The sequence below is a fragment of the Xanthomonas sp. NCPPB 2586 genome, assembly GCF_041475775.2.
In the GTDB taxonomy this organism is placed as follows: Bacteria; Pseudomonadota; Gammaproteobacteria; order Xanthomonadales; family Xanthomonadaceae; genus Xanthomonas; species Xanthomonas campestris.
The window spans coordinates 647352-672160 of record NZ_CM192981.1 but is presented as its reverse complement, the minus strand read 5'-3'; the positions used below and the strand labels follow the sequence as shown (position 1 = coordinate 672160).

The 24809-nt window shown below is 65.8% G+C and carries 24 protein-coding genes; 10 read left to right on the top strand and 14 right to left on the bottom strand.

Annotated elements, in window-relative coordinates:
- Nucleotides 1-250: 250 nt before the first annotated feature.
- The 3 genes from ACCQ09_RS02900 to ACCQ09_RS02890 all read right to left on the bottom strand — a co-directional run bounded on the left by ACCQ09_RS02900 (nucleotide 251) and on the right by ACCQ09_RS02890 (nucleotide 3608).
- Nucleotides 251-1252: an arabinogalactan endo-1,4-beta-galactosidase gene (locus ACCQ09_RS02900; RefSeq protein WP_228428328.1), complete on the bottom strand. Its 1002-nt coding sequence runs from the start codon at nucleotides 1250-1252 to the stop codon at nucleotides 251-253.
- Between the two features lie 383 nt (nucleotides 1253-1635).
- Entirely contained in the window at nucleotides 1636-2952 is a 1317-nt protein-coding gene (locus tag ACCQ09_RS02895) for an XVIPCD domain-containing protein (protein WP_228422844.1), read from the bottom strand.
- On the bottom strand, nucleotides 2949-3608 hold the full coding sequence (locus tag ACCQ09_RS02890) for a hypothetical protein (RefSeq protein WP_029216812.1): 660 nt from the start codon (nucleotides 3606-3608) through the stop codon (nucleotides 2949-2951). The genes ACCQ09_RS02895 and ACCQ09_RS02890 overlap by 4 nt, the downstream gene beginning before the upstream one ends.
- Nucleotides 3609-3734: 126 nt before the next feature.
- Here ACCQ09_RS02890 and ACCQ09_RS02885 point away from each other — a divergent pair, with 126 nt between their 5' ends.
- The 4 genes from ACCQ09_RS02885 (at nucleotide 3735) to ACCQ09_RS02870 (ending at nucleotide 7360) form a co-directional block, all read left to right on the top strand.
- Nucleotides 3735-5795 carry a SpoIIE family protein phosphatase gene (locus tag ACCQ09_RS02885; RefSeq protein ID WP_372386271.1) on the top strand — a complete coding sequence of 687 codons (2061 nt, stop codon included), beginning with the start codon at nucleotides 3735-3737 and terminating at the stop codon, nucleotides 5793-5795.
- On the top strand, nucleotides 5796-6227 hold the full coding sequence (locus tag ACCQ09_RS02880; protein ID WP_050911237.1) for an ATP-binding protein: 432 nt from the start codon (nucleotides 5796-5798) through the stop codon (nucleotides 6225-6227). It begins immediately after the preceding gene.
- A complete protein-coding gene (locus tag ACCQ09_RS02875) occupies nucleotides 6224-6643 on the top strand; it encodes an STAS domain-containing protein (protein WP_011038703.1) in 420 nt (139 codons plus the stop codon). The genes ACCQ09_RS02880 and ACCQ09_RS02875 overlap by 4 nt, the downstream gene beginning before the upstream one ends.
- Nucleotides 6644-6736: 93 nt before the next feature.
- On the top strand, nucleotides 6737-7360 hold the full coding sequence (locus ACCQ09_RS02870) for an HAD family hydrolase (protein ID WP_228428327.1): 624 nt from the start codon (nucleotides 6737-6739) through the stop codon (nucleotides 7358-7360).
- Between the two features lie 1293 nt (nucleotides 7361-8653).
- Here the strand turns inward: ACCQ09_RS02870 and ACCQ09_RS02865 are convergent.
- From ACCQ09_RS02865 to mdcA, 9 genes are all read right to left on the bottom strand, one after another.
- Nucleotides 8654-9373, bottom strand: coding sequence for a GntR family transcriptional regulator (locus ACCQ09_RS02865; RefSeq protein WP_050911236.1), 720 nt, complete (start codon nucleotides 9371-9373; stop codon nucleotides 8654-8656).
- Between the two features lie 80 nt (nucleotides 9374-9453).
- A complete protein-coding gene (locus ACCQ09_RS02860) occupies nucleotides 9454-10809 on the bottom strand; it encodes an SLC13 family permease (RefSeq protein WP_012437253.1) in 1356 nt (451 codons plus the stop codon).
- A gap of 89 nt (nucleotides 10810-10898) precedes the next feature.
- The gene (mdcH, locus tag ACCQ09_RS02855; protein ID WP_228428326.1) at nucleotides 10899-11819 is read right to left on the bottom strand and encodes a malonate decarboxylase subunit epsilon; all 921 of its coding nucleotides are present in this window, start codon (nucleotides 11817-11819) and stop codon (nucleotides 10899-10901) included.
- A 163-nt stretch (nucleotides 11820-11982) separates the two neighbouring features.
- Entirely contained in the window at nucleotides 11983-12822 is an 840-nt protein-coding gene (mdcB, locus tag ACCQ09_RS02850) for a triphosphoribosyl-dephospho-CoA synthase MdcB (RefSeq protein ID WP_227971632.1), read from the bottom strand.
- A 323-nt stretch (nucleotides 12823-13145) separates the two neighbouring features.
- Nucleotides 13146-13787, bottom strand: a complete 642-nt coding sequence (mdcG, locus tag ACCQ09_RS02845; RefSeq protein ID WP_184396639.1) for a malonate decarboxylase holo-[acyl-carrier-protein] synthase — start codon at nucleotides 13785-13787, stop codon at nucleotides 13146-13148.
- Between the two features lie 2 nt (nucleotides 13788-13789).
- Nucleotides 13790-14494, bottom strand: a complete 705-nt coding sequence (gene mdcE, locus ACCQ09_RS02840; RefSeq protein ID WP_184396635.1) for a biotin-independent malonate decarboxylase subunit gamma — start codon at nucleotides 14492-14494, stop codon at nucleotides 13790-13792.
- A complete protein-coding gene (locus ACCQ09_RS02835; protein ID WP_228428342.1) occupies nucleotides 14491-15387 on the bottom strand; it encodes a biotin-independent malonate decarboxylase subunit beta in 897 nt (298 codons plus the stop codon). Before ACCQ09_RS02835 ends, mdcE begins: the two co-directional genes overlap by 4 nt.
- A 538-nt stretch (nucleotides 15388-15925) precedes the next feature.
- On the bottom strand, nucleotides 15926-16243 hold the full coding sequence (gene mdcC / locus ACCQ09_RS02830) for a malonate decarboxylase acyl carrier protein (protein ID WP_228428325.1): 318 nt from the start codon (nucleotides 16241-16243) through the stop codon (nucleotides 15926-15928).
- Nucleotides 16244-16252: 9 nt separating this feature from the next.
- Nucleotides 16253-17899, bottom strand: coding sequence for a malonate decarboxylase subunit alpha (gene mdcA / locus ACCQ09_RS02825; RefSeq protein WP_040940534.1), 1647 nt, complete (start codon nucleotides 17897-17899; stop codon nucleotides 16253-16255).
- Nucleotides 17900-18096: 197 nt separating this feature from the next.
- Here mdcA and ACCQ09_RS02820 point away from each other — a divergent pair, with 197 nt between their 5' ends.
- A complete protein-coding gene (locus tag ACCQ09_RS02820; protein ID WP_016945023.1) occupies nucleotides 18097-18630 on the top strand; it encodes a PadR family transcriptional regulator in 534 nt (177 codons plus the stop codon).
- A gap of 108 nt (nucleotides 18631-18738) precedes the next feature.
- Complete coding sequence (locus ACCQ09_RS02815) at nucleotides 18739-19527, top strand: siderophore-interacting protein (protein WP_116891580.1); 789 nt, start codon at nucleotides 18739-18741, stop codon at nucleotides 19525-19527.
- A 223-nt stretch (nucleotides 19528-19750) separates the two neighbouring features.
- On the opposite strand, the gene ACCQ09_RS02810 is transcribed toward ACCQ09_RS02815, so the two are convergent.
- Entirely contained in the window at nucleotides 19751-20473 is a 723-nt protein-coding gene (locus ACCQ09_RS02810; RefSeq protein WP_100666328.1) for a YceI family protein, read from the bottom strand.
- 90 nt (nucleotides 20474-20563) lie between these two features.
- A complete protein-coding gene (locus tag ACCQ09_RS02805; protein ID WP_011038689.1) occupies nucleotides 20564-21154 on the bottom strand; it encodes a malonic semialdehyde reductase in 591 nt (196 codons plus the stop codon).
- A gap of 135 nt (nucleotides 21155-21289) precedes the next feature.
- Here ACCQ09_RS02805 and ACCQ09_RS02800 point away from each other — a divergent pair, with 135 nt between their 5' ends.
- The 4 genes from ACCQ09_RS02800 (at nucleotide 21290) to ACCQ09_RS02785 (ending at nucleotide 24430) form a co-directional block, all read left to right on the top strand.
- Nucleotides 21290-22237: a mitochondrial fission ELM1 family protein gene (locus ACCQ09_RS02800; protein ID WP_040942211.1), complete on the top strand. Its 948-nt coding sequence runs from the start codon at nucleotides 21290-21292 to the stop codon at nucleotides 22235-22237.
- A 46-nt stretch (nucleotides 22238-22283) separates the two neighbouring features.
- The gene (locus ACCQ09_RS02795; protein ID WP_040940532.1) at nucleotides 22284-23144 is read left to right on the top strand and encodes a DUF2145 domain-containing protein; all 861 of its coding nucleotides are present in this window, start codon (nucleotides 22284-22286) and stop codon (nucleotides 23142-23144) included.
- Nucleotides 23141-23644: a hypothetical protein gene (locus ACCQ09_RS02790; protein ID WP_011269490.1), complete on the top strand. Its 504-nt coding sequence runs from the start codon at nucleotides 23141-23143 to the stop codon at nucleotides 23642-23644. Before ACCQ09_RS02795 ends, ACCQ09_RS02790 begins: the two co-directional genes overlap by 4 nt.
- A gap of 228 nt (nucleotides 23645-23872) precedes the next feature.
- Nucleotides 23873-24430 (top strand): VUT family protein, encoded by a 558-nt coding sequence (locus ACCQ09_RS02785; RefSeq protein WP_011269489.1) that lies wholly within the window; start codon nucleotides 23873-23875, stop codon nucleotides 24428-24430.
- Nucleotides 24431-24809: the final 379 nt, after the last annotated feature.

Here is a 24809-nt window from a genome sequence, read left to right as displayed (position 1 = left end):
CCGCAGGGGCGGATGAGGGTACGGGCGAAGCCTCGTGCAGTTGTAATTACACGAGGGCTTCGCCCCGTACCCTCACCCCAACCCCCGCTCCGCGCCCCGGCCCGCGCTTGCGGCGCGGGCGCTCCAAGGCACGCGCCGCAAGCGCGCAAGCCGTGCCTTCTCGCCCCGAGGGGAGAGGGGCTTTATCGCCCGCACCGTTGGTGTGCGAGGCGGCGGACGAGTCGGCGAGTGGGCAAGCAAACGAGGCCGATCAGAACGCCTGCAGTGCTTCGGTGAGCCGGCCGTTGTTGTCGACGGCGCCCATCGTGTAGCCCTGCCAGCCTGGGTAGGCGTTGGGTTCCCAATAGAAGATGCCGAGCATGCGTGAGCCGATGGCGTTGCTGCGGGTGATCAGGTTGCCGAGCATGGCGCGGGTGGTGGCGGCCTGCTGCCAGTCCATGCCGACTTCGGCCACGATCACGTCGCTGCCGTAGCGGGAGATCATGTCGCGCAGGTTGGTGTCCAGCCGGGCGTTGTAATCCTGCCAGCTGCCGACCGGCGGGTAATGCGACATGCCGATGACGTCCCACTTGCCGCCGGCCGAACGCAGGTTGTCGAAGAACCAGCGGAAGTTGGCGTTGTCGTAGCCGTTGGCCAAATGCACGATGACCTTGGCGTTGGGATACACCGCCTTGGTGGCGTTGTAGCCGCTGTTGATGAACTGCCCGAGGTTGGCAAAGTTGGGCGTCTTGCCCTGATCCCACAGCATGCCGCTGTTGATCTCGTTGCCCACCTGCACCCAGGTGACGGTGATGCCGTTGTCCTTGAGATACTTGAGGATGCCCTGGGTGTGGTTGTAGACGTCGGTGTTGAGCTGAGCCACGGAATGACTGGCCCAGGCGGCCGGTTTGGTCTGCTTGCCCGGGTCGGCCCAACTATCGCTGTAGTGGAAGTCGATCATGATGCGCATGCCCTGCGCGGCGGCGCGCTTGGCCTTGTCGAGGGTGTCGCGGCCATCGTTCCAGCCGCCTTGCGGGTTCACCCACACGCGCAGGCGGATGGCGTTGCCGCCCACGTCCTTGAACAGCTTGATGAAGTCGGTGGTCTTGCCCGATGCATCCCGAAACACCTGCGGCGGGTTGGCGGCGGCCTGCTGATTGATCCAGCTGACATCGGCGCCCTTGGCCAGCCCTTGCGCGCCCGCACCGGCGCTGACGATGCACAGCACCAGGATCAGCAGCAGACGGGTGTGACGCGTAGAAAACATCCTCATGAAACGCTCCCTTGATCGATGGATGACGCGCCAGGTGGCGCTGTACCGGATCCCCCCGATGTGCATGTCGTCGCGCGCAAGTGCTGCTGTTTCCAGCTGGCCAACGTGCCACGACGAACCGCTGGCGATTCAAGCATGGCGATCCAGCACGGTCGAGGTCGCTATAGGCGAACTGTGATTGCGGTATCTCAGCGCGAGAAAACACCGCACTGGCGCACCTGCGCATTGGTTGCGGGCGGTTCTGTTGTGCGTGTGCAGCACAAAACCGATGCATCCGTGCGCAAACAGGCAACAAAAACGCCGGCAAGCCGGCGTTGTGTCGAAGTGCTGGAGGTTGCGCGATACGAGGTAGCACGCGCCATCCCAATGCAATCGCGGCGCACTCAGCCCATGGCGCGCGCGCCCTGCTGCTGTTGCTGGGTCTGCGTCTGCTGCTGTTCCAGCGCCACGGCCTGACGCGCGGAGTTTTCGGCGACGCGCTGGCTGCTCTGCTCCAGCGGGGTGTTCATCGCGGTCATGGTGTCGACGCTGACGCGCAGCTGCGCCGGATCATCGGCGCGGCCCTGCACGGCAAACGTGCGCGCCGCATCCGGGCTCATGGCCACCGAATCGATACGCTGGCCGCCAGCGGCGTGCATCTCCGAGGCGAGCACGCCGGAGAGCTGCGCGCTTTGGTGATCCGGCGCACGGCCGGCACGCAGGTCCTGCGCATGCACGCCGCGTTGGGCGTCCTGGAACAACGGGTTGCCGATGTGGCCGGGATGATCGATGCGCAGCGAGGTGTGGTCGTTGCTGTGATCGCGCTTGGCGGGCTCGCCCGGGGCTAGCGGGCCGCGGACGGCGTTGATCAAGTCCGTTTGAAGCCCACCAGGTCCACGCCCAAGCAACGTGATGCCTGCACGAATCTCATCTAAATCAGAGCGGTACTCGTTGATCATTCTCTTGTTTTGATCGGCGAGCTGACGCGCCTGCGGATCATTGAGCGGAGATCGCTCATCCAGGAAATTCTTGATCGTGTGCGAACCCAACGAATTGACAGCAGAGGCGACGGGTGAGTCAGGGATCAGGAAATTCACCCTGCTATTGCTATAGCCCATTGCACTCAGCATCGCGACCTCATTCGGCCGGGCATAAATACGCACTTCGCCGTAGTGCGGAGATGCTGCACTGACGGGATCAGCCGCCATGACATGGTTGATCATGCTCGTACCGCCTTCCGGGATCCGGTAGGCCAGGCTCGCTGCTCCGTAAGCGTTGAAGGTCTCACCTTTGAGATCGAAATGATGCGCGCTAATTTGTGCTAACGCCCCACCCAATGAATGCCCCGTCACGGTCACCTCGGGAGCGTGGCCGGTCCGTTGTTCCTGCTTGGCTGCATAACCAAGCGCGCTTTTTGTCAGTGCTATCGCATCTTCAGCCTGCGGGTTGGTGCGCTGAAAAACCATAGAACCATCGGCTTGCACCGCATCGCGATAGATCTCCTCGGTCCCTCTGTGCGCGACAACAATATCTCCGCCACCCACGCGCTGATAAATGGTGCCCTGGTATCCCGTCTTCGGATTATTGACGTGCTCCAGAATTTCATAACTCTCGCCGCCAACATCCACCCGCTCACGGTCACCGGGGCTTCGCTTGCCCACCTTGTGGTCCACGTATCCCTCGTTGGAGAGAATGGCGTATTGCTGCGAGGTCGGCTTCACGGTGAAACCTCCTTCGCCATCAGGGTCACGGAGAACAGCTCGTCACGCAGCTCCGGCTTGAAATCAGAGGCCGAGGGCAAGCCGTTGTCGGCATAGTCCTCTATATCTTCCTTGGGATAGCCGCCCTTCCAGAAGTACAAGGTGACCGGCTTGCCGGCGATGACGTCCTTGGTCTCAATAAACGGAAGAAAGGCTGTCTCTTCCTGCTTGCCACTTGCCTTTAAAGAGACGCGCGCACCGGTCATCTCCCAATGGCACTCCCCTCGCCCGTAGTAATCCTCATCCTGCATGAGGTCGAGGTAGAGAACCCCGCGGTATTGCTGCTCGGAGACTTTCTTGAGCGAAATCGATTCGCTGCTGGTAATGCGCTGGCCAACACCTGTCTGTGGATGAATCTGACCGCATTCGCGATCGTTACTCACATCGTATTGCGCATACCCATTCACGGCCGCAAATGCACCCGGCGCCTTGTCTAACGTGAGCGTTAATTCATACGCACGGCGCGGGTTGGGATTCAACTTGGCAAGGCCGCGGCCGCCCGCTTCGACGTCAGCTTCTGCGGCGGCCTCGGTGGCGGGGGATTGGGTCTGGGTCATGCTGGTCTCCGGGGCGCTACAGGCCGAAAGCAAAAGGGCCAGCAGGCTCGGGGTGAGAATCTGGCGCAAGGCCGGCCTCCATGGCGGTAGGGGGGCCAATCTAGTCCGCTTGAGCCCGCGAGGTCAATTTACGGCAGCTAAGCATGCGCCCGACGTGCGGCCATTGTGGGCGGCCGCAAAGCTGCGATGATCCTGGGCATCTGCCAGGGAGCGCATGCCATCACCACCGGCCCCATTCCACCTGTTGAGCGGGTTGCGGTCATCACCCCGCGCGTGCGCTGGCAGCGCAGCCTGCGCATGCGTGTGCTGCTGGCGGCCACCGGCGTGCTGGTGGTGTTGCTGGCGGCGTTGGGCACGCTGTTTTATCTGGGCGCCCGCGCAGAGCTGGTGGATGCCGCACGCAACGAGGTGGACGGGCTGACCGAGCAGACCGCGCGCAGCCTGGCGGCGATGCTGGATTCGGTGCAGGTGAGCGGGCGCACGCTAGCGGCGAGCAGCAGTGCGGTGGGGCTGCAGCCGTTCAATCTGCGGGCGTTGTTGCTGGCCACGCTCAGCGGCGACCCGGATACCGGTGCGGCGCGCCTGATCATTGCGCCCGGCACGCAGAAGGCCAACGACACCGGATTTGTCTGGTACGTGCGCCGCGATGGCACGCGCATGGTCGAGCATTCCGCGCAAGAGCTGGGCTACGACTACCGACGCATGCCGTGGTACCTGCGCACCCAGCGTGAGGGGCATGCGTGGTGGTCCGAGCCGTCCGTCAACAGCGCCGGTGGCGGCGAGTTGTACACCAGCTACAACCTGCCGTTGCGCCGGCCCGGCGATGCGCCCGATGCCGCGCCAGTGGGCATGGTGAGTGTGGATCTGCCGCTGCGGCATCTGCGCGAGATCATCGACCAGCTACCGCGCGATATCGGCATCCAGCCGATGCTGTTGTCGCCGGAAGGCATGCTGGTGTTCAGCCCGGACCCGGCGCTCAACCTGCGCCGCTCGCTGGCATCCTACGTAGCCCGTTCGCGGCCGGATCTGGCGCCGTTGCTCAAGGCCGTGGCCGCCGGCCAGCCGATTTCGTTTTCGCATACCGCGCCCGATGGCGAGCGCTTCCTTACCCATAGCGCAGCGGTGGGGCATAGCGGGTGGACGTTTGTGCTCTCGGCCTCCGAAGGCTATGTGTTGTCCGGCCTGAACTGGCTGGCGGCCTGGGTGGCCCTGGCGGCCTTGGTGGGTGCGTTGGTGTGGTGGTGGCTGATGCAGCGCATCACCCGCAAGCTAACGCGGCCGATCGAGGAACTGACCGATACCGCCGAGCATTTCCGTCGCGGCGAATTCGAGTACCCGCTGCGGCATATCGAACGCGACGACGAAGTGGGCGTGATGGCACGTGCGTTCGATAGCGCGCGCGGGGCGATCCGCGACCATATCGCCGAGATTGGCGAGATGACCGCCGCACGCGAACGCATGCAGAGCGAGCTGCAGATTGCGCGCGAAATCCAGCAGGCGATGCTGCCCTCCGGGCGCACCTTCGACCGCGCCAGTTCGCACCTGGAAACCTGCGCATGGCTGGAGCCGGCCAAGATGGTCGGCGGGGACTTCTACCACTTCGTGGAGACCGAACCGGGGCTGCTGTGGTTCGTGGTGGGCGATGTCTCCGACAAGGGCGTGCCGGCGGCCTTGTTCATGGCGCGCGCGGTGAGCGTGCTGGAAATTGCCGCGCGCCGCCACACGCGCCCGGACGGGATCTTGATCGCCGCCTCCACGCGGCTGGCCGAAAACAACGAAACCTGCATGTTCGCCACCGTGCTGTGCGGGTTGATCAACGTGGTGAGCGGTGACTACTGGCTGGCCAGTGCCGGGCACGAGCCGCCGCTGTTGATCGACCTGGATGGCCAGGCGCGGCCGCTGCCCTTGGAAACCGGCGCACCGCTCGGCATCGAGGTGCAGGACCATTACCCGGTGCTGCAGGGGCGCATGACGGCCGGGCAGACCTTGCTGGGCTACAACGACGGCGTGACCGAGGCGATGGACGAACACGGCGCCAGTTACGGGCTGCCGCGGCTGCTGGCGGCCATGCACCCGCGGCGCAGCGCGGCGGCGCAATGCAAGGCGCTGATCGCGGACATTGCCCGCTTCACCGGCCAGGCCGACCAATACGACGACATCACCCTGCTGGCGATCCGGCTACGCCAGGAGCATGCTGGCACGGTCGACACCGCTGGCCGGGAGGATCCCGGGGAGGCCGGGACCTAAATGAAGCTCGATCTGGCCATCGCCCCGTCGCTGGCGCAGCTGGCAGGCGCCAACGACGTGCTGGAAGACTCGCTGGCCCGTGAAGGCCTGCACGCCGAGCGCATCGGCCAGGTGCGGCTGATTGTGGAGGAGCTCGGTTGCAACGCGCTCACCCACGGCCAGTGCGCCGAGCAGCCGCTGCAGCTGTATCTGCAGCTGGACGCGCAGGCGCTGGTGCTGGAATTGCGCGACCCCGGCAGCGCATTCGACCCCTGCCAGGCCGGCACGCCGGAATTGGAGGCCGCCCTGGAGGCCCGCCCCATCGGCGGTCTGGGCCTGTATCTGGTGCATCAGTTCGCCGATCACATCCACTACCACCGCGATGGCGCATACAACGTGGTGCGCATCACCCTGTTACAGCCGTACGCCCCCGTCCCCGAGGCATTGCCATGACCACGCTCGCCATTCAGATCGACCCGCCGCAAGACACCCGCCAACGCGTCACCCTCAGCGGGCGCCTGGACACCCACACCTTCCACGACCTGGACGAAGCGCTGTCGCCGCTGCTGGCCACCCCCATCACCACCCTGGTGCTGGACCTGGCCGACCTGGAGTACATCTCCAGCGCCGGCATCCGCAGCATCTTCAAGGCACGCAAGGCCCTGGCCACGCGGCACGGCAAGGTGCTGGTGGCGCACCCGCAGCCGCAGATCCGCAAGGTCTTCGACATGGTCAAGGCCGTGCCGTTGAGTGATGTGTTCGCCTCCACCGAAGAACTGGACGCGTACTTGTCCACCATGCAGCGCAAGGTGATCGAAGAACACGCCAACGGCGATGCGCCGATCGTGTCGCACTTCGCCAACGCCTGACGCCATCGCCTGCGCGCACACGTGGGGACGTGTGTGCGTGCGGCGAACGTGTACTGGCGCGTACGCTAGGGCGCCCGATACCCCTGCGTCGCAATGCCCGCACTGATCATTTTCGATTTCGACGGCACTTTGGCGGATTCGTTCGGGTTCTTCCTGAGCACCCAGCGCACCCTGGCCGCCCGCCACGGCTTCCGCGCCGCCGAAGCGCACGAAGTGGATGCCGCACGCCGGCTGACCACCCGCGAATTACTCAAACACTCAGGCCTACGCAGCTGGCGTGTGCCCCTGGTGGCCGCCGACTTCATCCGCCTGATGCGCGCCGCACCTCCACCTGCGTTGTTCCCGGGCGTGGACGCGGCACTGCGCGCCCTCCACGCCAGCGGCACCCGGCTGGCCCTGGTGTCGTCCAACTCGGTGGAGAACGTACAACGCGCCCTCGGCGCGGAGCTGAGCGCCCTGTTCGCCGTGTTCGAAGGCGGCGCCCACCTGCTAGGCAAACACCGCGCCCTGCGCCGCGTGCTACGCGCCACCGGCCACACCCCCGCACAAGCCATCTACGTCGGCGACCAAGTCGCCGACTGGGAAGCCGCACAGGTGCTTGGCCTCCCATTTGCTGCGGTTGCCTGGGGTTACGCCCATCCGGACGTTTTCATGCAACTGCCAAACACACACCTGATTGAAGAGGTTGAGGGGTTGATTGCTTTGCCTGGGCATTAGCGCTTCAACTGTCGCCTGGCCTGTCCTTTGGATCGTTGTTCGAGGAAAGCCAAACGTGCTGGACGCATCTGCCCAACATGCACTGATTGAACAGGTTGAGGGATCGCTTGCGTTGCCCGAGCGTTAGCGCTGCAGCCGCAGCCTCGTCTATTTGTTAGGCACCTTGCCGGAGCAGAGCCGGAAGTGCTGGACGCATCTACCCAACATGCACTGATTGAACAAGTTGAACGATTGCTTGCGATGCCCGAGCGTTAGCACTGCAGCCGCCTCGTCTTTTCCTTTTGCGCCTTCCCGGATGAGAGCCGGACGTACTGACGCGACTGCCCAACACGCACCTGATTGAACATCTGAGCGGATTTACTCGAATTGCATGGGCCTATTGCAGCACCGCGCTCTCATGACCTTCGGGAACCTTTCCAAGAGGAACCGGACGTACGACGCACCTCTCCACATACACCTGACGACCACTGCGCTGGCTGCTAGCGTTGGCCAAGCGTAGTGCAGCACCCGTACCCTCATCCGCCCTTCGGGCACCTTCTCCCGAGGGGAGAAGGGAGTGGTTTACGTGTTCGTGCGGATCGCCTCTGCCTCTGCCTCTGCCTCTGCCCATATTTTGAGCGTCGGCCTTTGCTCTGTCGTTGACCTTTGCTCTGCCGTTGACCTTTGCTCTGCCGTTGACCTTTGCTCTGCCGTTGACCTTTGCTCTGCCGTTGACCTTTGCTCTGCCGTTGACCTTTGCTCTGCCGTTGGCCTTTGCTCTGCCGTTGGCCTTTGCTCTGCCGTTGGCCTTTGCTCTGCCGTTGGCTTTTGCTCTGTTGTTGGCCTTGCTCTGTTGTTGGCCTTGCTCTGCCGTTTGCCTTGGCTCCCTCCAAGTCGCCTTAAAGCAAGCCGAGCACCGCAGTCACGCGTGGCCGAAGAGGCGCCCTTGTCTGAGCGTAGCGAGTTTGGGCGCCGTGCCGCGCGTGGCGAGGAGCGCAGGGCACCGGTGCGGCTTCACCGCACCGGATTGCGTCGGCGACAGCGGTTTTGGTTCCTTTTGCCAAGACAAAAGGAACTCGCGCCGCAGGCGCGAAAGCCCTGCACTTGCCGTGCCCTGCACTTGCCGTGCCCTGCACTTGCCGTGCCCTGCACTTGCCGTGCCCTGCACTTTGCCGTGCTCCGCACTTCGCAATTGCACCGCACTTAGAACACCCCGAAATACTGCCCAAGATTCGCGACAGCGAAACAGCCACATGCCGCTGCACCCTCACCCACCCAGCGAACAAAGCCTCAAAACAGCAGAAAGAAAACCCCCTAAACCCCACCCGACCGCGGCAACGGCGCAGGCACATTCAACATTCCCCCCGCCGCCACATACGCCGCCAACGCCTGCCCCTGACTCAACAGATGCGTGTGCATGGTCCGCTCGGCACCGTCTGCATCGCCGCGCCGCACGCACTCCATCAACTCCCGATGCTCGGCCAACGACTGCGCCATGCGCCCGGGCGTGAGCAACTGCCTGCCGCGGTGCATCTTGAGAATGCGGTGCAGATCGTGGGTGACGCGGATCAACCACGGATTGCCCGCGTAGTGCTGCACGGTTTCGTGGATCAGATAATTGTTGCGGTAGTACTCGGCAAGGTCGCCAGCAGCAGAGGCCGCTTCCATCGCCGCATGCAGTTCCTCCAATCGCTGCACGCCGGCCGCGTCGATGCGCTTGACCGCGTCGTGCGCGCAGCGGCCTTCCAGCATCGCCATCACCGGGAACAGCTGGTTGAGGTCTTCCAGCGACAAGCGCGTGACCCGGCTGCCACGGCCGGCGTCCAGCTGCACCAGGCCTTCGGCCGCCAGCAGCTTGAGGCTCTCGCGCAGCGGGGTACGGCTGATGCCCAGTTCCTCGGCCAGGGCGGGTTCGTCGATCCATTCGCCCGGTGGCAGCACGTAGTCGTAGATCTTCTGGCGCAGGCGCTCGGCCACTTCCTCGTAGAGCGGTACGCGCTTCTTGGTCGTGCGCGAATCGGGGGCGAGGGTCATGGCGGGAACATCGTCGTGGCAAGGAAGAGGGCGCCCATTCTACGGGCGCGCCCCCCCTGCCCTGCTGGCGGCATGCCGGCTCACAGCCAACCCGGCACCACGAACAGCAGCCACGCCGCCAGAGGGCCGAGCACCACTACCAGGCCGCTATAGACCAGGAAACGGCGGAACAGCGCGTCGCGCTCTTCCTTGGCGGCCGAGGCCACCACCAGCGCGCCATTGGTGGAAAACGGGCTGACATCGACGATGGTGGACGACACCGCCAATGCGCAGATCACACCGGCCGCGCCCAGATGCCCTTGCATCAGGAACGGCACCGCCAGCGGAATGGTGGCACCGAGCACCGCCGCCGACGAGGCAAACGCCGACACGATGCCGCCCACGTAGCAGACCAGCAACGCGCCCAGCAGCGGCATGCCGATGTGCGAGACGCCGGTGCCGATGTAATCCACCGCACCAGCCTCTTCCAGCACCGCCACATAGGTCACCACGCCGCTGATCAACAACACCGTGGACCAGCTGATGCCATCCACTGCGCCTTTCTGCGCGCTGGGCGAAATCAGCGCCAGTGCCACCGCAACGGTGATCGACACCAGGCCGACGTTGAGGTTGTAGACCAGCGCAGCCACGCCCAGCCCGAGCAGGCCGACCAGGGTGATCACGCGGTCGCGGGTGATGGCCACCGCTTCCAGCGCGAGCGGGTTGGTCGACAAGGTGCCGCCGCCGGCCGCCACCAACGCACCGTGGCCTTCGATGGCGAACGGGCGCTTGGAGGCCTGGTCGTCGGCCACCGGCACGTATTGCGCATCGGCCAGCGACAGCTCGTTCCGGCGCATCAACTGCAGACCACCAAAGGCGCAGAAGCAGATGATCGCCATCATCAGGTTGAAGCCCAGGCTGGTGAGGAATACGGCCATCTCGGTGACATCGAGCCCGGCCTTTTCCACCACCTTGTTGGTGATGCCGCCATACACGCTGATGGGCGAAAACCCGCCGCCCTGCGCGCCGTGGATCACCAGCAAGCCCATCATCAAGGGATTGATGCGGTACTGCTTGGCAAAGCGCAGTGCCACCGGGCCGATGATGGCCACCGCCGCCGGCCCCAACGCACCAAACGCGGTGAGCAGGCCGGTGATGAGGAACATCACCCACGGAATGGCCACGATGCGCCCACGCACTGCGCGGACTGCCCAGTGCACCAGCAGATCGATGGTGCCGTTCTTCTGCGCGATGGCGAACAGATAGGTGATGCCGACCAGGGTGAGGAACAGATCGCCCGGGAAGCCGGCCAGGACCTCCTTGCCGTCCAGCCCCACCCACACGCCCCCGATGATGAAGGCCAGCGCGAAGGCCACCGCACCCATGTTGATGGGCAATGCGGTGGCCACGATGAACATGATCACCAAGCCAAGAATCGTTGCAATTTGCGGGGTCATGCGCCCTCCCAGACACCTGATACGCGTACAGCACGGATGGCCGCCCGCCACCCCAGGGTTACTACCTGTGCGTCACGGTCAACCGCACCTCACGCCACACGCTCGCAGGCGGCGCTCACCCACTCGGCGGCACCGTCCAGGCTGTGGAAATCCTCCACCGAGCGCGCTTCGCACGCAGGCAGCAGCTCACGCGCCATGCGTGCCAACGCGCTGCCCGGGCCAAGTTCGAGAAACACCCGCGCGCCACGTTCGGCGGCCTGCACCAGCACGTCATGCCAGCGCACGGTGCGCGCGATCTGCGCAGACAGGCTGCTCACCACCGCCTGTGGCGTAGTAACGGCACGCGCATCGATGCCGGCCAGCACGCGATGCATTGGCGCACGCACGGCGCTGTCCTGCAGCACCGCGGCGAACGCATCGGCGGCCGGCTGCAGCCAGTGCGTATGCGCCGGCACGCTGACCGGCAAGTGGGTGACGCGGGCCCCGCGCGCGGAGGCATCGTTGCCCAGTGCGGCCAGCGCACTGCGCGGCCCGCCGAGCACGGCATGGTCGTCGCCGTTGATGATCGCTAGGGCCACGCCATGGCTCTGGCAGAGCGCGTCCAAGGCGGTGATCGGCAGGCCGACCACGGCCATCAGGCCGGCGTCTGCCGGGCTGGCGGCATCCATCACCCGTGCGCGGGTGGCCGCGAGGTGCAGGCAGGTAGGGATATCGATGCTGCCGGCCACCGCGTGCGCGGTAAGCTCGCCCACGCTGTAGCCGAGCACCAGGGTTGGGGTGGGCAACTGCGTACGCAATGCCTGCCAATGCGCCAACGTGCCGGCGCAGACCAGCGGTTGCGCAATGGCGTTGTCGAAGCGACGCGGATCGGCAGCGAGTGCGATGGGATCGGCGCCAAGCACGCTGGCAGCGGTGGCGATCACCTCGGAGGCCACAGGCAGCTGCGCGATGCGCGCGAACATGCCGGCGTGTTGGCCGCCCTGCCCTGGGCACAGGATGGCGAGGCTCATGCGCAGCCTCGCGATGTGTGCGCCTGACGCGTGCCGCGCGTGTCGTTGTGGCGGCGTGCGCGCTGGCCATTGCCGCGCAGGTATTGCTGTTTGCCCTGCAGACCTGACGCGCATCCAGCCGGCACACTTGAAAGCTGTGCTGCCAGCAGTGCGGTGCGCATGCTTACAGCGCCTCCTGCGCATGCAAAAACCACGCACAGGCCAACAGGTCGGCGCTGCCGCCCGGGCTGAGCCGGCGGACGACGAATCCGTCACCGATCCGTGCCAGCTGCGCACGCCAGCCCGCCTGTGCAATGCCGCCGGCCGCCAGGAACGCGCGCGCCTGCTGTTGCGCATGTGCCAAGCCGGCCTGGCCGCCACGATGCAGCAGATTGAGATCGTCCACCTCGGCGATGAGCTGCATCAACGTCTGCGCCAACGCCGCCTCACGCGATGCGCCACTAGCCATCGCAGCACGCAGCGCCGGCAAGGCCACATCGCGTAGCAGGGGGTAGCCGGCTGCGGCCTGCTCGCGCACACCGGCCACGCGGTACTGCGCACGCATGCGTTGGCCGTGACTTTGGGAATCCAGCGGTGCGGCCTGCAGCGCGGCGCTCCACGCCTGCACTGCGCAACACACCTGCTCGCCGCTGGGCTGGCGCCCATGCACCGCACGCAGGCGCGCTGCCTGTGCAGTGAGCAGGCCGAGGCTGAAGATGGCGCCACGGTGGGTGTTGATACAGCCGGTGGCACGCGCCATCGCGGCCTCGGCAGCGATGCCGAGCTGGCGCAGGTGCTCGAACGGCGCCTGCGCAATTCCGGCCTGTGCGATGGCCACAAAATAGCCACGCAACGCAAACAGGCTGCGCAGGAAGGTGGACGCATCCATGTCGGTATGGCTGCCTGCATCGAACGGCGTGACCAGGCCCGGCTTGGGCGCGCAGGCCAGCTCGGCGTGCAGTGCGCATACCGCCAGGCGGCCCAGGCGGTGGGCCAGGTGCGATGCAGTTGCTGCAGATGGCACGCCCGCGGGGGTGTGCGTCTCCGTGTCAGTGATAGCGCTTGCGTGTGGAACGTGGCGCGGTCTTTCGCCTGTGGACACTGGAACTTGCCGAGGCGCCGCATCGGCGTGGAGTGCCTGCGTAGCGCGATTCGGCAGCGTGCTGCTGCTTACGATGCCAGGCGCTGACGCTAGGCCAGTGGTGACCGAGGACAGACGAGTGCCCTCCATATCGATAGCGCACGCTGTTTCGGGCGCGTTACCGGGAATGCCCGTCGCGCCCGGGCGCGCTCCTACGGGGGCTGCGGTGATGCCCCGCGATGCAGGGTGATGTGCTGCACGCATGTTCATGCTGCGCACCGCTCTGGAAACAGCGCGGTGCGCGGCAGCAACCGGCATCCGTCGTTGCGCTTCACCAGCACCTGCTGCGCACCGCCGGCATATTCGCGCCAGTTCACCGCGTTGCCGTCGGGCAGCAACAGTTCGCCATCGGCACGTCGTGCCGTGACGTGTTCCCACTGCTGCAGCAGCGTGACCACCGCATGCGCCTGTGTAGGCGTGTCCAGTGTCCACAGCAGATCCACGTCCGAAGCGGCATGCACATACGGCAGCGCGGTCACTGCCTGAAACGCAAAGCTGCCGAAGACGCGCGGCTGCATGCCGATGGCTGTGGCCTGCGCCTGCAGTGCCTGCAGCGCGCCCTGCCATTGCGGTGGCGCATGCGAGATGACCTCGGGCAAGGCCAGCGCAGGCACGCTGCGGGCGATGTCGCTCACTTGCGCGCACAACGCAATACGTTGTTTGCCGTCAGCAGGTGGCAACGGCACGCCCAGCCCCACCTGGCCGGGCTGTTCAGCGCCATCGCGGCGTGCAACCACCGCCGGAAATCCCGCTGCAAACCAGGCCTGCAGCCGCGGCTGTGCGCCAGGCGTGAGCGCCTGCCAGGGCGCATCTGCCCGTAACCACACCAGGGCGTGGCGGCCGGCCATGCTCAGGCCTCGCCTGCTGCCACGGCAGCGCTGACATCGCGCGCCAGCGTGCGGCCACCGCGCTCGGCACCGAGCGTACGCCGCTGATCACCGGTGCTCGGCGTTGCCAGGGCGTCGAGCAAGGCTTGCGCCAGTTCGCCGTCCCACAGCGATTCCACTGCGCCCATGCGCACGTAGCTTTCAACGCCCGGCGCGAACACCGGCGAGCTCTTGCTCAAGGCCTGCAACGTGTCCACAGTCTGCTTGGTCACGCGCGCCATCGCACGCAGGTCCATCACGCGGATCTGCGCATCCGGCAGGGCATGGATGTGGTCGGCCATCAAGCCGAACGACAGAAACCCGCCGCTCACCGATTCGCCATACACCAGAGTCACCAAGCGTGCGCCGCGTGCGCGTGCCAAATCGAGCGACTTGGCCAGATGCGCGAAATAGCCATTGATGCCGAGCAATTCGTCACGCCGTGCCAGCCGTTGCCCGGCGGTGTCGGCCAGCATCACGATCGGCCGCTGCGGATGCGTGCGCGTGCTGGCCAACACCGCGGCGGCCAGGGCGAGCGCATGGTCCACACCGACCTCCAGCTTGTTGGCGGTGCCGATCACGGTGACTTCGCCGGCCGCGGTGGTGGCGCTGCCGGTCAGCACATCGTCGTGGCACGCGATGGCGTGGCCCAGCGGAAACAGCTGGTCGAATAACGCGCTCAGCGTCATGGCGTGCTCCGGTCGGCAGTGGCCGCGAGGAAGGCGTCGGTGTCCAGCAGCGGCAAGCGCTCCGGGTCGGCAATGCCCTGGCGGCGCCAGATCTCCACCCCGTCGCGGCAGTCGCCATACGCGGTGATGCGCGCCGCCAGCGCGTGGTGTTCGCGCTCCAGTGCCTGCAACGCGGCATCGCCCTGCGGTTCGGCCAGTGTGTCCAGCGTGGTGGCCGCGGCGTCTGCAAAGGCGGCAATGCGGTCGGGCACCAGCGTCTGTGCATCGCCAATCAAATAGCGGTGCTTGCCGCCGGTGACGCGCCATACCAACGCGCGATCGCGTGCGTCGAATTCTTCCACGCCACGCACGGTTTCGATCACGTCCGGGCCGGACAACGACAGCCGCCCTTCTTCGGACATGATCACCGCGCTGCAGCAGCGCGCCACGATGCCCATGCCGCCGAAGGCGCCATTGCCGCTGCCGATCAGCGCCAGCACCGGCACGCCGGCCGCGCGGGCACCCAGGGTGGCGCGCATGATTTCGGAGATGGCGATCAGGCCGGCATTGGCTTCGTGCAGGCGCACGCCGCCGGTGTCGAGCAACAGCACCACCGCATCGGGCGTGGTGGCCGCCGCGCGTTCCAGCAAGCCGGTGAGTTTGGCGCCATGCACTTCGCCAACACCACCGCCCATGAAGGCGCCTTGCTGGGCGGCGATGAGCACGTGGCGTCCGCGCAGGCGTCCTTCGCCGACCACGATGCCGTCGTCGAATGCGCCGGGGGTGTCGAGTTGCGCCAGGTGCGGGCTGATCAGGCGGCGACATGGGCCGACGAATTCAGTGAAGCTGCCGGCGTCCAGTAGCCCGTCGATGCGCTCGCGCGCGTCGGCTTCGTAGTAGCTGCGCTCGGCCATGGGAACGGTGGTGCTCATGCGCGGCTCCGGATGGTGTGTGTAGCAGCGCAGGTGGGCGCGATTGAGGCGTTGTTACTGGTAATGCCCATCGCGCGCGAGCGCGCTCCTACGGTGCTGATGCGTTGGCTGGTGACTGCTTGCGTAGGAGCGCACTGGTGCGCGATCGAGGCCTTACCGGTAACGCCCATCGCGCGCGAGCGCGCTCCTACAGTGCTGATGCGTTGGCTGGCGACTGCTTGCGTAGGAGCGCACTGGTGCGCGATCGAGGCCTTACCGGTAACGCCCATCGCGCGCGAGCGCGCTCCTACGGTGCTGATGCGTTGGCCGTGGACTGCTTGCGTAGGGGCGCACTGGTGCGCGATTGAGGCCTTACCGGTAACGCCCATCGCGCGCGAGCGCGCTCCTACAGTACTGATGCGTTGGCTGATGACTGCTTGCGTAGGAGCGCACTTGTGCGCGAATGAGGCTCTACCGGTCATGCCCCTCGCGCGCAAGCGCGCTCCTACGAGGTCAGGGGTGTGTACTGGATCGTGGCGGCTCATGCGTCGGCTCCTTGCAGCACGTCGATGGCCTGCTCCAGACGCAGGCTCACCGCCGCCGGCGTAGCGCCCACATCGTTGATGCTGATGCGCACGTCCTGCAGCGGGTGACGCGCGGCGAAATCGTCCAGCACCGCTTGCCAAATCTCACCAAAGCCGCGTGCGGCGGTGACGATTTCGATCTCCATCGCGCCGTCCAGCGGCACGCGCTCGACCAGCACTTCCAGATTGCCGGAGGCGACCACGCCGACCAGGGCGTGATCGAGCCCGGTGCGTGCGCCATTGCGGCCATCGAAGCGATAACGCAGGGTTTCCATGCAATACCCCTACCAGTTGCGAAAACGTTTCGGCGGGTCGTACAACCCACCGGACCAGCGCACCAGGTCCTTGACCGTGCGCGCGGCAAGCAGATCGCGAGTGGCGTCGCGCGGGCGGATGCCCAGATCATCGGGACGCTTGATGACCCCGCGGTCGCGCAGGTTTTCCACCATGCGCTTGTCGCGGCCCAGGCCGACCGCGGTGTAACCGGACACCCCGCGAATCGCCTGCTCGCGTTCTTCCGGCGTGCGGCACAGCAGCAGATTGGCGATGCCTTCTTCGGTGAGCACATGGCTGACGTCGTCGCCGTAAATCATCACCGGCGGCAGCGGCAGGTTGGCGCGCTCGGCCAGCTCCCACGCATCGAGCTTGTCGACGAAGGCCGGCGCCATGTGTTCGCGAAAGGTTTCCACCATCTGCACCACCAGCTTGCGCCCGCGCGGCATCTCGCCCGGCCGTGCGGCTTCGCGGCCGGCCTTGAGCCACGCAGCGCTTGCATGGCGGCGGCCCCGCGCATCTGAACCCATATTCGGCGCACCCCCGAAGCCGGCGATGCGGTCGCGCGTGGCGGTGGAACTGTTGCCTTGCAAATCGATCTGCAAGGTGGAGCCAATGAACATGTCGCACGCATATAAACCCGCGGTCTGCGAAAGCGCACGGTTGGAACGCATGCTGCCGTCGGCACCGGTGAAGAACACATCCGGGCGCGCGGCGATGTACTTCTCCATGCCCAGTTCCGAGCCGAACGAATGCACCGATTGCACGAAGCCCGACTCAATCGCCGGGATCAGCGCCGGATGCGGATTCAGCGCCCAATGCCGGCAGATCTTGCCCTTCAGCCCCAGCGACTCGGCGTAGGTGGGCAGCAGCAATTCGATTGCAGCGGTATCGAAACCGATGCCGTGATTGAGCCGGTCCACACCGTATTCGGCGTAGATGCCCTTGATGGCCATCATCGCCATCAGCACCTGGATCTCGGAAATCTGCGCCGGGTCGCGGGTGAACAGCGGTTCGATGTAATTGGGCTTGGGCGCGTGGGTGACGAAGTCCACCCAGTCGGCCGGGATGTCCACGCGCGGCAGCGTGTCCAGAATTTCGTTGACCTGCGCAATGACGATGCCGCCCTTGAACGCGGTGGCCTCCACGATCACCGGCGTGTCTTCGGTGTTGGGGCCGGTGTAGAGATTGCCGTGGCGGTCGGCGGCCTGCGCGGTGACCAGCGCGATGCGCGGGGTGAGGTCGATGAAATAGCGGCCGAACAATTCCAGATAGGTGTGGATGGCGCCGATCTCGATGCGCCCTTCGCTCACCAGCCCGGCCAGGCGCGCGGCCTGCGGGCCGGAGAACGAGAAATCCAGACGCTTGGCGATGCCGCGTTCGAACACGTCCAGGTGCGCGGGCAGCGACAGCACCGACTGCACCATGTGCAGGTCGTGCACGCGCGCCGGGTCCACCTCGGTGAGGCAGCGCGCCAGGAAATCGGCCTGCTTCTGGTTGTTGCCTTCCAGGCAGACGCGGTCGCCCGGCTCGATCACCGCTTCCAGCAGCGCCACCACATCGTCGGCGGCCACCACCCGCCCGCGGGGCGCGAGCGCGGCGGCGCGCTGCAGGCGCTGGCGGCGGCTCTCGGCCTGGGTGTCCCACTGTCGACTCATCGCGTACGCCTCACCGGGCCGAGCCCGTAATGTCGAAGTAATTACATCGTAATTATGCAACCTTTCCCTGTCTAGCGGCGCTGCAGCATCAAGCTGCGCCAAGCAGTTTCTGTGCCGTGCAAGTCAGCTGGGCGACAGTTGCACGCTTGCCGCAGCCTGCCTTTCGATATATCGTTTCGAAAACTTCGATATATCGAATGCAAACTCCCTCAGACCTCATCGCCGCGTCAGATTTCGACAGTCCCACAGGGCGCGCCCGGCGATCCGGCACCGCGCGCCCGCTTGGCCATGGCGACCTGCGTCTGCTGTTGCTGGCGCTGATCGAGCAGCAGCCGCGCCATGGGTACGAGCTGATGCGCCAGATCGCCCAGCTGTTCAAGGGGCTGTATACGCCCAGCGCCGGCACGATCTACCCGGCGCTGGCGCAGTTGGAAGCCGACGGTTGGGTGCTCACCGACCAGGACCACGGGCGCAAGCGTTACCAGATCACCGAGGCCGGCCGCGGCCACGCCAGTGCGCACCGCGATGCACTGGACGCCGCCCTGGCACGCACGCACCGGCGCGCGCGCGACCTGATCAAGGCACAGACACCGCCGCCGATCCGCGACGCCATCCACCGCATCAAACACGGCCTGTTCGCCCGGCATGGGCAATGGACCGAGGCCGAAACCGCGCGCATTGCCGCGCTGCTCAACGCCGCCGCCGACGGCATGGAGCCAGGCGACACCTGAGCCTGCGCACCGCGCTTGTACGTGACATTGGTCCGCGCCAACCTGACCGCGCCGACGCGCCCCTCCCCCGCCACGCGCTGCGTGGCCTTCCCCCAGGAATTGCACTCCATGGCTGTCCACACCAATACCCAAGTTCGCCGTGATCCCCGCCTGCGCTCCGTGCAGGTGCTGCGCTGCGAAACGATCACCCCGCAGATGCGCCGCATCGTGTTTGGCGGCAGCGAGTTGGCCGGTTTCCAGAGCGATGCGCCGGACGACCACGTCAAACTGTTCTTTCCCAATGCCGACGGCGCCTTCGTGCTGCCGACGATGACGGCCGAGGGCCCGCGCTACGACGCAGGCGCCATGCCCTCGCCCGGCCGCGACTACACCCCGCGCTATTTCGACCCGCAGAGCGGCGAATTGAGCATCGATTTCGTGCTGCATGGCGATGGTGTGGCCTCCAGCTGGGCGGCACAGGCGCAGCCCGGCGATGACTTGAAGATCGGCGGCCCACGCGGCTCGTTCCTGGTGGCCGACGACTACGACCACTACGTGCTGCTCGGCGACGAAACCGCGTTGCCCGCAATCGGCCGCTGGCTGGAAGCCATGCCGGCCGACATGCACGCGGAGGTCTATATCGAGATTGCCGACGCGGCCGAGCGCCAGGAGCTGCTCAGCGCTGCCGACGTGGACATCTACTGGCTGGAGCGCAACGGCTTCGACGCTGCGACGAGCACGCTGCTGGAAGACAGCCTGCGCGACTACGAGCCGCACGACGGCGACACGTTCTACTGGATCGGCGCCGAATCGATGCGCGCGCGGGCAATGCGCAAGTTCCTGGAAGAGCACCTGCAGGTGGACAAGGAGTCGGTGCGTGCAAAGGGCTATTGGAAGGCGAATCCGGCTGGGGAGTGAGGCGTTGGTGCGTGGTTTACGGCGTGGGTGGTGCGTGGTGTTGGGCTGAGGGTGGAGCCCTCGCGGCCTGGGCCGCTCCTACACGAGCTGAGCGGTTGTGGCTCACCGCATCACTGCATGGCGCCGGTCACGCGCACAAACAAAAAGCCCGCCAATTGGCGGGCTTTTTGTATTCCACACATCGGTGCGATTGCGCGCACCGGTGCATCGACAGCGCGGCGAATTACTTCGCGGCGGCGTCGCCGGCCTTGGCCTGCAGGGCCTCGGTGGTGATGCGGATCTTGACCTCGTCGCTGACGTTCGGCGCGTACTGGCCAACGCCGAAATCGCTGCGCTTGATCGTGGTGGTGGCGTCGAAACCAGCGGCCGGCACCTTCTTCATCGGGTGCTCGCCGGCACCGTTGAGGGTGACGTCCAGCACGACCGGCTTGGTCTGGTCCTTGATGGTCAGATCGCCGGTGACGGTCAGCTTGTTGGTGCCGGCCGACTCGACCTTGGTGCTCTTGAAGGTGGCGCTCGGGAACTTGGCCGCGTCGAAGAAATCACCGCTCTTCAGGTGTTCGTCGAACTTGGCGGTGAAGCTGTTCAAGCCGGACAGCGGCAGGGTCACCTGCACGGTCGACTTGGTCACGTCGGCCGCGTCGTAGACCAGGGTGCCGTCGACATTGCCGAAGTGCGCGGTGGGGTTGGAGAAGCCGAAGTGGCTCCACTGCGCCAGCACGTCGGTGTGGGTCGGGTCCAACGTGTAGGTGCCGGAGGCCATCTGCACGGCCGGCGCGGTCGACGCATCGGCAGCCGGTGCGGGCGCAGCAGCGGCGGCATCGGCCGGGGCGGTGGCGGCCGGGGTTTCGGCAGCCGGCGCGGCGGCGTTGTCGGCCGGCTTCGAGCAGGCGGCAATGGCCAGGGTCAGGGCGAGCGGCAGCAACAGCTTATGGGTGGTCTTCATTGAAACTCCTTGAGATGGGTGAGCGCGCCGAGGCGACGCGATGGGACAGGGGCAGACGGACGAGGACTGCGGGAAACAGCGACCGCGCGCTTAAGCGATGCGTGCGGCTTCGTCGAAACTCAGGCGCGGCAGGCGCGGGAACAGCCCGGCCGGGTCACCGTACCCGAGATTGACCAGAAAGTTGGATTTAATCGGCGTGCCGGCAAAGAACGCGGCGTCCACCTTGGCATTGTCGAAGCCGGACATCGGGCCGGCATCCAGGCCCAGCGCACGCGCGGCCAGGATCAGGTACGCGCCCTGCAGCGAGCTGTTGCGGAATGCCGACTCGGTGCGCGCCGTACGCGGGCCGTCGAACCAGCTCTTGGCATCGGCATGCGGGAACAGGTACGGCAGCTTCTCGTGGAAGTCTTCGTCAAACCCAATGATCGCCGTCACCGGTGCGGCCAGGGTTTTGGCGGCGTTGCCCTCGGACAATGCGGGCTTGAGCTTTTCCTTGCCCTCGGCGGTGGTCACGAACACGAACCGCGCCGGCGAGCCGTTGGCCGCGGTGGGGCCCCACTTGACCAGGTCATAGAGCTCGCGCAACAGGTCTTCGCTGACCGGCGTATCGAGGAAGGCGTTTTGCGTGCGGGCGGTGCGAAACAGCTGATCCAGCGCGGCAGCGTTGAGCAGGTCGGACATGGAGACTCCGGGAGACAGTGGGATGGCGACAGTAGGGTGCAGCAACGGCGCCAGTGTGAAGACCCGCAGTGTAGAGTGGTGCGATTGCTGGAACACACGCTCAATCTGAAACAAATCTATGTCGGATCTGAAACGATGGCAGTGACCTGGGCGGTGAGCGACGGGCGCGCCGGCAATGCCCGCCAGGCCGAAGCGCTGGCCCGCGCCCTGCACCCCGACACCTTGCATGCACTGCATCTGCAGGCCAGAGCGCCCTGGCGCTGGGCCGCGCCGCGACGCCTGCCCGGCGCCAGCGCGGCCTTCGGGCCGGCATTTGCCGCGCAGCTGCAACAGCCACCCGGCCTGGCGATTGGCTGCGGACGCCAGGCGGCGTTGGCCACGCGTCTGCTGCGCGCCCGCGGCAGCGTGGCGGTGCAGATCCTGGACCCGCGGCTCGACCGGCGCCAGTGGGACTTAGTGGTGGTGCCCGAGCACGATGCACTGCGTGGCGAGAACGTGCTCACCCTGCTTGGCAGCCTGCATCCGGTGGACGACGCCTGGCTGGCCGCCGGGCGCGCGGCATTCCCCGCTGTAGGCGCACTGCCGGGCCCACGCGTGGCGCTGTTGATCGGCGGGCCCACCACGCAGGTGCCGTGGACATCGCAGGCGCTGGCGGCGCAGTGCAATGCCGTGCAGGCGCAGGTGCGCGCCGCAGGCGGCAGCCTGTTGATCACCGCCTCGCGCCGCACGCCGCCGGAGGCCGTTGCGCTGTTGCGCACCCTGCAGCAGGGCAACCCCGGCCTGCTGTGGTGCGACGCGCGCGATGGTGCCAACCCGTATGCCGGCCTGCTGGGCTGGGCGGACGCGATCGTGGCCAGCGCCGATTCGGTCAACCTGCTCTCCGAAGCCTGCGCCACACCCGTGCCGGTGGTGGCGGCCTGCGCGGAATTCGCGCGCGGCCGTGTCGGCGCCTATGTGCAGGCACTGCAGCAGCGCCAGCGCCTGTGCGCAGCCGATGAAGTTCTGGCTGCCACGGCCGCTATGACACCGGTACGCGAAACCGAACGGATTGCGGCGCAGGTGCGTATGCGCCTGGGCTTATGACCGGGCCAACAGCAACGCCAAGACCGTACAAGGAAGATGCCCCCAGATGCAGCGCTCTCACGGACACCGCATGCGCTACGCAATGGCGATCATGCTGTTCCTTGCCACCCTACCTGCGATCGGTGCGCCGACCTGCATCCCGCACTACCCGACACCGGCCACGCTGGCGGCCATGTTCGACCTGGCCCGGTCCACGCAGCAGACGCTGGACAGGCTGGACGGTGCACGCGTCGTCCTGTTGGCACGCGGTGGCCAGGACTTGAGCCGGTATGGGCTGAAACATAGTCATCTCGCCTTCGCACTGCGCGAAGACGATGGCAACTGGCGCGTCACGCACCTGCTCAATCACTGCAAATCCGACACCTCCGAGCTCTATCGCGAAGGTCTGAGCAATTTCATTGGCGAAAGCGCGCTGCATGCGGATCTGCGCGTCGGCGTGCCCTCGCCTGAGGTGCAACAAACGCTGCAGCACTTGTTGCAGGATCCCGGTACCCTGGCGCACGCCCTGCACACGCCGCGCTACAGCATGATCGCCTACCCGTTTTCTACCGATTACCAGAACTCCAATCAGTGGGTGCTGGAGGTACTGGCCGCCGCGCTTGCGCAATCCGACGCACAGGCCACAGCGGTGGCGGCGCCAGTTGTAGATCGCCGTAGCGCGCAGGCCTGGCTCAAGCATGCCGATTACCAACCCACCCGCCTGCATCTCGATTTGAGTAAACGCATTGGGGCCCGCTTCTTTGTGGCCAATGCGGCAGTGAGCGACCATCCGGCCAACGAACGCATCTCCGGCAATTACTCGGTGATCACGGTCGAGTCGGTGTTCGACTTCCTGCAACAGCGCAAGGCGCTGCTGCAGGAGTTCTCCATTCCACGCAGCGCTGCCGCGCACGGAGCATCTCCATGACCTCATCCTTCCGATCCGTCAGCCTCGTGGCGCTGCTGGCGCTCAGCGCCGGCCAGCCGATGCAGGCGCAGGCCGGCCTGACCACCATCACCCGTGGCGACGCGTCTGCGATGTCGGCCATTCTGGTGATCTCCGCGCCGTACTTCGTGTCGTTGGCACTGACACACAGCGCAGTAGCGGGCTCGGAGGCGCTCACCCATGCGTCGAACAAGGCATCCGCCGGGCCGTTACCGCCAATGCGCGTGACATCGGTAGGCCCCACGCCCGACGGCGGCAGCGAGGTCCAGCTCCAGGATCCTGCGCAAGCTGCCAACACCGCATTGCTACGTTGGCCTGTCCGCAATGACGCACCGGCTGCAGGGTTCCGCGTTGGCGAGACGGTGACCTTCCAGCCAAGCCCCGCCGGTGCGGGCTGGACCGTGCAATCGGCGCAGGGCGAGGCGCTGGCATTCGTGCCGACTGCGGAATCGGCTGCACAGAACAGCAGCCAGGCCTGGTAACACGGCCCTGGCGAATAGCGCGCTGTGAGCCTGCAACAGCACATCGCACGCATTGCCTACTGCAGCTGATCGCTGTGTGTTGGCTGTTTCGCGCCCTTCTTTCGCGCGAGCGTGCCTCAGTCCGTGATGACCGCTGTTAGCACAGTGAAGTCTGACCAGAAGCCGCAGTAGCCCATACGCGGCGACGCACGGATAATTAGCGCCGTCCACGACTGCTGTTGTCCCGCCATGCCTGCCGCGCCTGCTCCCACCTTTGCACCGCTCACCGTTCGCGCCCTGTTGTGGGCGGTCTCGGCCATGGGCGCAGTGGTGCTGCTGTCCAACATCCTGGTGCAGTACCCGATCAACGATTGGCTGACCTGGGGCGCATTTTCGTATCCGTTGGCGTTTCTGGTGAGCAACCTGATCAATCGGCGCTTCGGCCCACGCGCGGCGCGCACGGTGGCCTGGTGCGGCTTTGCGCTCGCGGTGGTGTTGTCGATCTGGCTGGCGACGCCACGGATCGCAATCGCGTCGTGCAGCGCGTTTATCGCTGCGCAGTTGCTGGATATCAGCGTGTTCGATCGTCTGCGTAATGGCAACTGGTGGCGCGCGCCGATCGTGGCGACCACCTGCAGCGCCACGCTGGATACGGCGATCTTCTGGAGCATCGCCTTTGCCGGCGCCGGCCTGCCGTGGATCAGCTGGGCGGCCGGCGATCTGGCGGTGAAGCTGGGCATGGGCGTGTTTCTGCTCGGACCGTTCCGCGCACTGCTGTGGCGGAGTGCGCCGCGCGCGAGCGGGTGACTGCAGCACACACCTGGATCGACATGATACGGGTACGTCCTGCATCCAACGGCAGTGCATCGATCGCACACGCTCCTGATACGAGCCACAGCGTGGCTGCTCGCTTATGACATCACATCTTCGCAGTCGAAATGGAAGCGTGCGCAGATCTGCGGCACAGTCGTCCTGTGAGTCAACTGGGATCAAAAACGCTTGGTTTACAGGTCGACTACGGTTGATGCGCCCACCCTGTTGCACGCACCATCGAGAACACCGGCATATCGCGTTTGGTCAGCAACGTCCTAGTACAGGAAAATCCAGGTGACTCCACCGTGATAAGGCGTATTCATTATCACGTGGCGGAACGAGAGATTGCTTACACCAAATTGATTGGGCGGTC

What these genes read in the sequence shown, in the direction of transcription:
- ACCQ09_RS02885 (WP_372386271.1), top strand. Translation starts at nt 3,735, where the DNA reads ATGATCCTGGGCATCTGCCAGGGAGCGCATGCCATCACCACCGGCCCC.
- ACCQ09_RS02790 (WP_011269490.1), top strand. Translation starts at nt 23,141, where the DNA reads ATGACCTCATCCTTCCGATCCGTCAGCCTCGTGGCGCTGCTGGCGCTC.
- ACCQ09_RS02870 (WP_228428327.1), top strand. Translation starts at nt 6,737, where the DNA reads ATGCCCGCACTGATCATTTTCGATTTCGACGGCACTTTGGCGGATTCG.
- ACCQ09_RS02880 (WP_050911237.1), top strand. Translation starts at nt 5,796, where the DNA reads ATGAAGCTCGATCTGGCCATCGCCCCGTCGCTGGCGCAGCTGGCAGGC.
- ACCQ09_RS02810 (WP_100666328.1), bottom strand. Translation starts at nt 20,473, where the DNA reads ATGAAGACCACCCATAAGCTGTTGCTGCCGCTCGCCCTGACCCTGGCC.
- ACCQ09_RS02875 (WP_011038703.1), top strand. Translation starts at nt 6,224, where the DNA reads ATGACCACGCTCGCCATTCAGATCGACCCGCCGCAAGACACCCGCCAA.
- mdcA (WP_040940534.1), bottom strand. Translation starts at nt 17,899, where the DNA reads ATGAGTCGACAGTGGGACACCCAGGCCGAGAGCCGCCGCCAGCGCCTG.
- ACCQ09_RS02865 (WP_050911236.1), bottom strand. Translation starts at nt 9,373, where the DNA reads ATGACCCTCGCCCCCGATTCGCGCACGACCAAGAAGCGCGTACCGCTC.
- ACCQ09_RS02800 (WP_040942211.1), top strand. Translation starts at nt 21,290, where the DNA reads ATGGCAGTGACCTGGGCGGTGAGCGACGGGCGCGCCGGCAATGCCCGC.
- ACCQ09_RS02785 (WP_011269489.1), top strand. Translation starts at nt 23,873, where the DNA reads ATGCCTGCCGCGCCTGCTCCCACCTTTGCACCGCTCACCGTTCGCGCC.
- ACCQ09_RS02900 (WP_228428328.1), bottom strand. Translation starts at nt 1,252, where the DNA reads ATGAGGATGTTTTCTACGCGTCACACCCGTCTGCTGCTGATCCTGGTG.
- mdcE (WP_184396635.1), bottom strand. Translation starts at nt 14,494, where the DNA reads ATGACGCTGAGCGCGTTATTCGACCAGCTGTTTCCGCTGGGCCACGCC.
- ACCQ09_RS02815 (WP_116891580.1), top strand. Translation starts at nt 18,739, where the DNA reads ATGGCTGTCCACACCAATACCCAAGTTCGCCGTGATCCCCGCCTGCGC.
- ACCQ09_RS02805 (WP_011038689.1), bottom strand. Translation starts at nt 21,154, where the DNA reads ATGTCCGACCTGCTCAACGCTGCCGCGCTGGATCAGCTGTTTCGCACC.
- ACCQ09_RS02820 (WP_016945023.1), top strand. Translation starts at nt 18,097, where the DNA reads ATGCAAACTCCCTCAGACCTCATCGCCGCGTCAGATTTCGACAGTCCC.
- mdcC (WP_228428325.1), bottom strand. Translation starts at nt 16,243, where the DNA reads ATGGAAACCCTGCGTTATCGCTTCGATGGCCGCAATGGCGCACGCACC.
- ACCQ09_RS02795 (WP_040940532.1), top strand. Translation starts at nt 22,284, where the DNA reads ATGCAGCGCTCTCACGGACACCGCATGCGCTACGCAATGGCGATCATG.
- mdcG (WP_184396639.1), bottom strand. Translation starts at nt 13,787, where the DNA reads ATGGCCGGCCGCCACGCCCTGGTGTGGTTACGGGCAGATGCGCCCTGG.
- ACCQ09_RS02860 (WP_012437253.1), bottom strand. Translation starts at nt 10,809, where the DNA reads ATGACCCCGCAAATTGCAACGATTCTTGGCTTGGTGATCATGTTCATC.
- ACCQ09_RS02835 (WP_228428342.1), bottom strand. Translation starts at nt 15,387, where the DNA reads ATGGCCGAGCGCAGCTACTACGAAGCCGACGCGCGCGAGCGCATCGAC.
- mdcH (WP_228428326.1), bottom strand. Translation starts at nt 11,819, where the DNA reads ATGAGCCTCGCCATCCTGTGCCCAGGGCAGGGCGGCCAACACGCCGGC.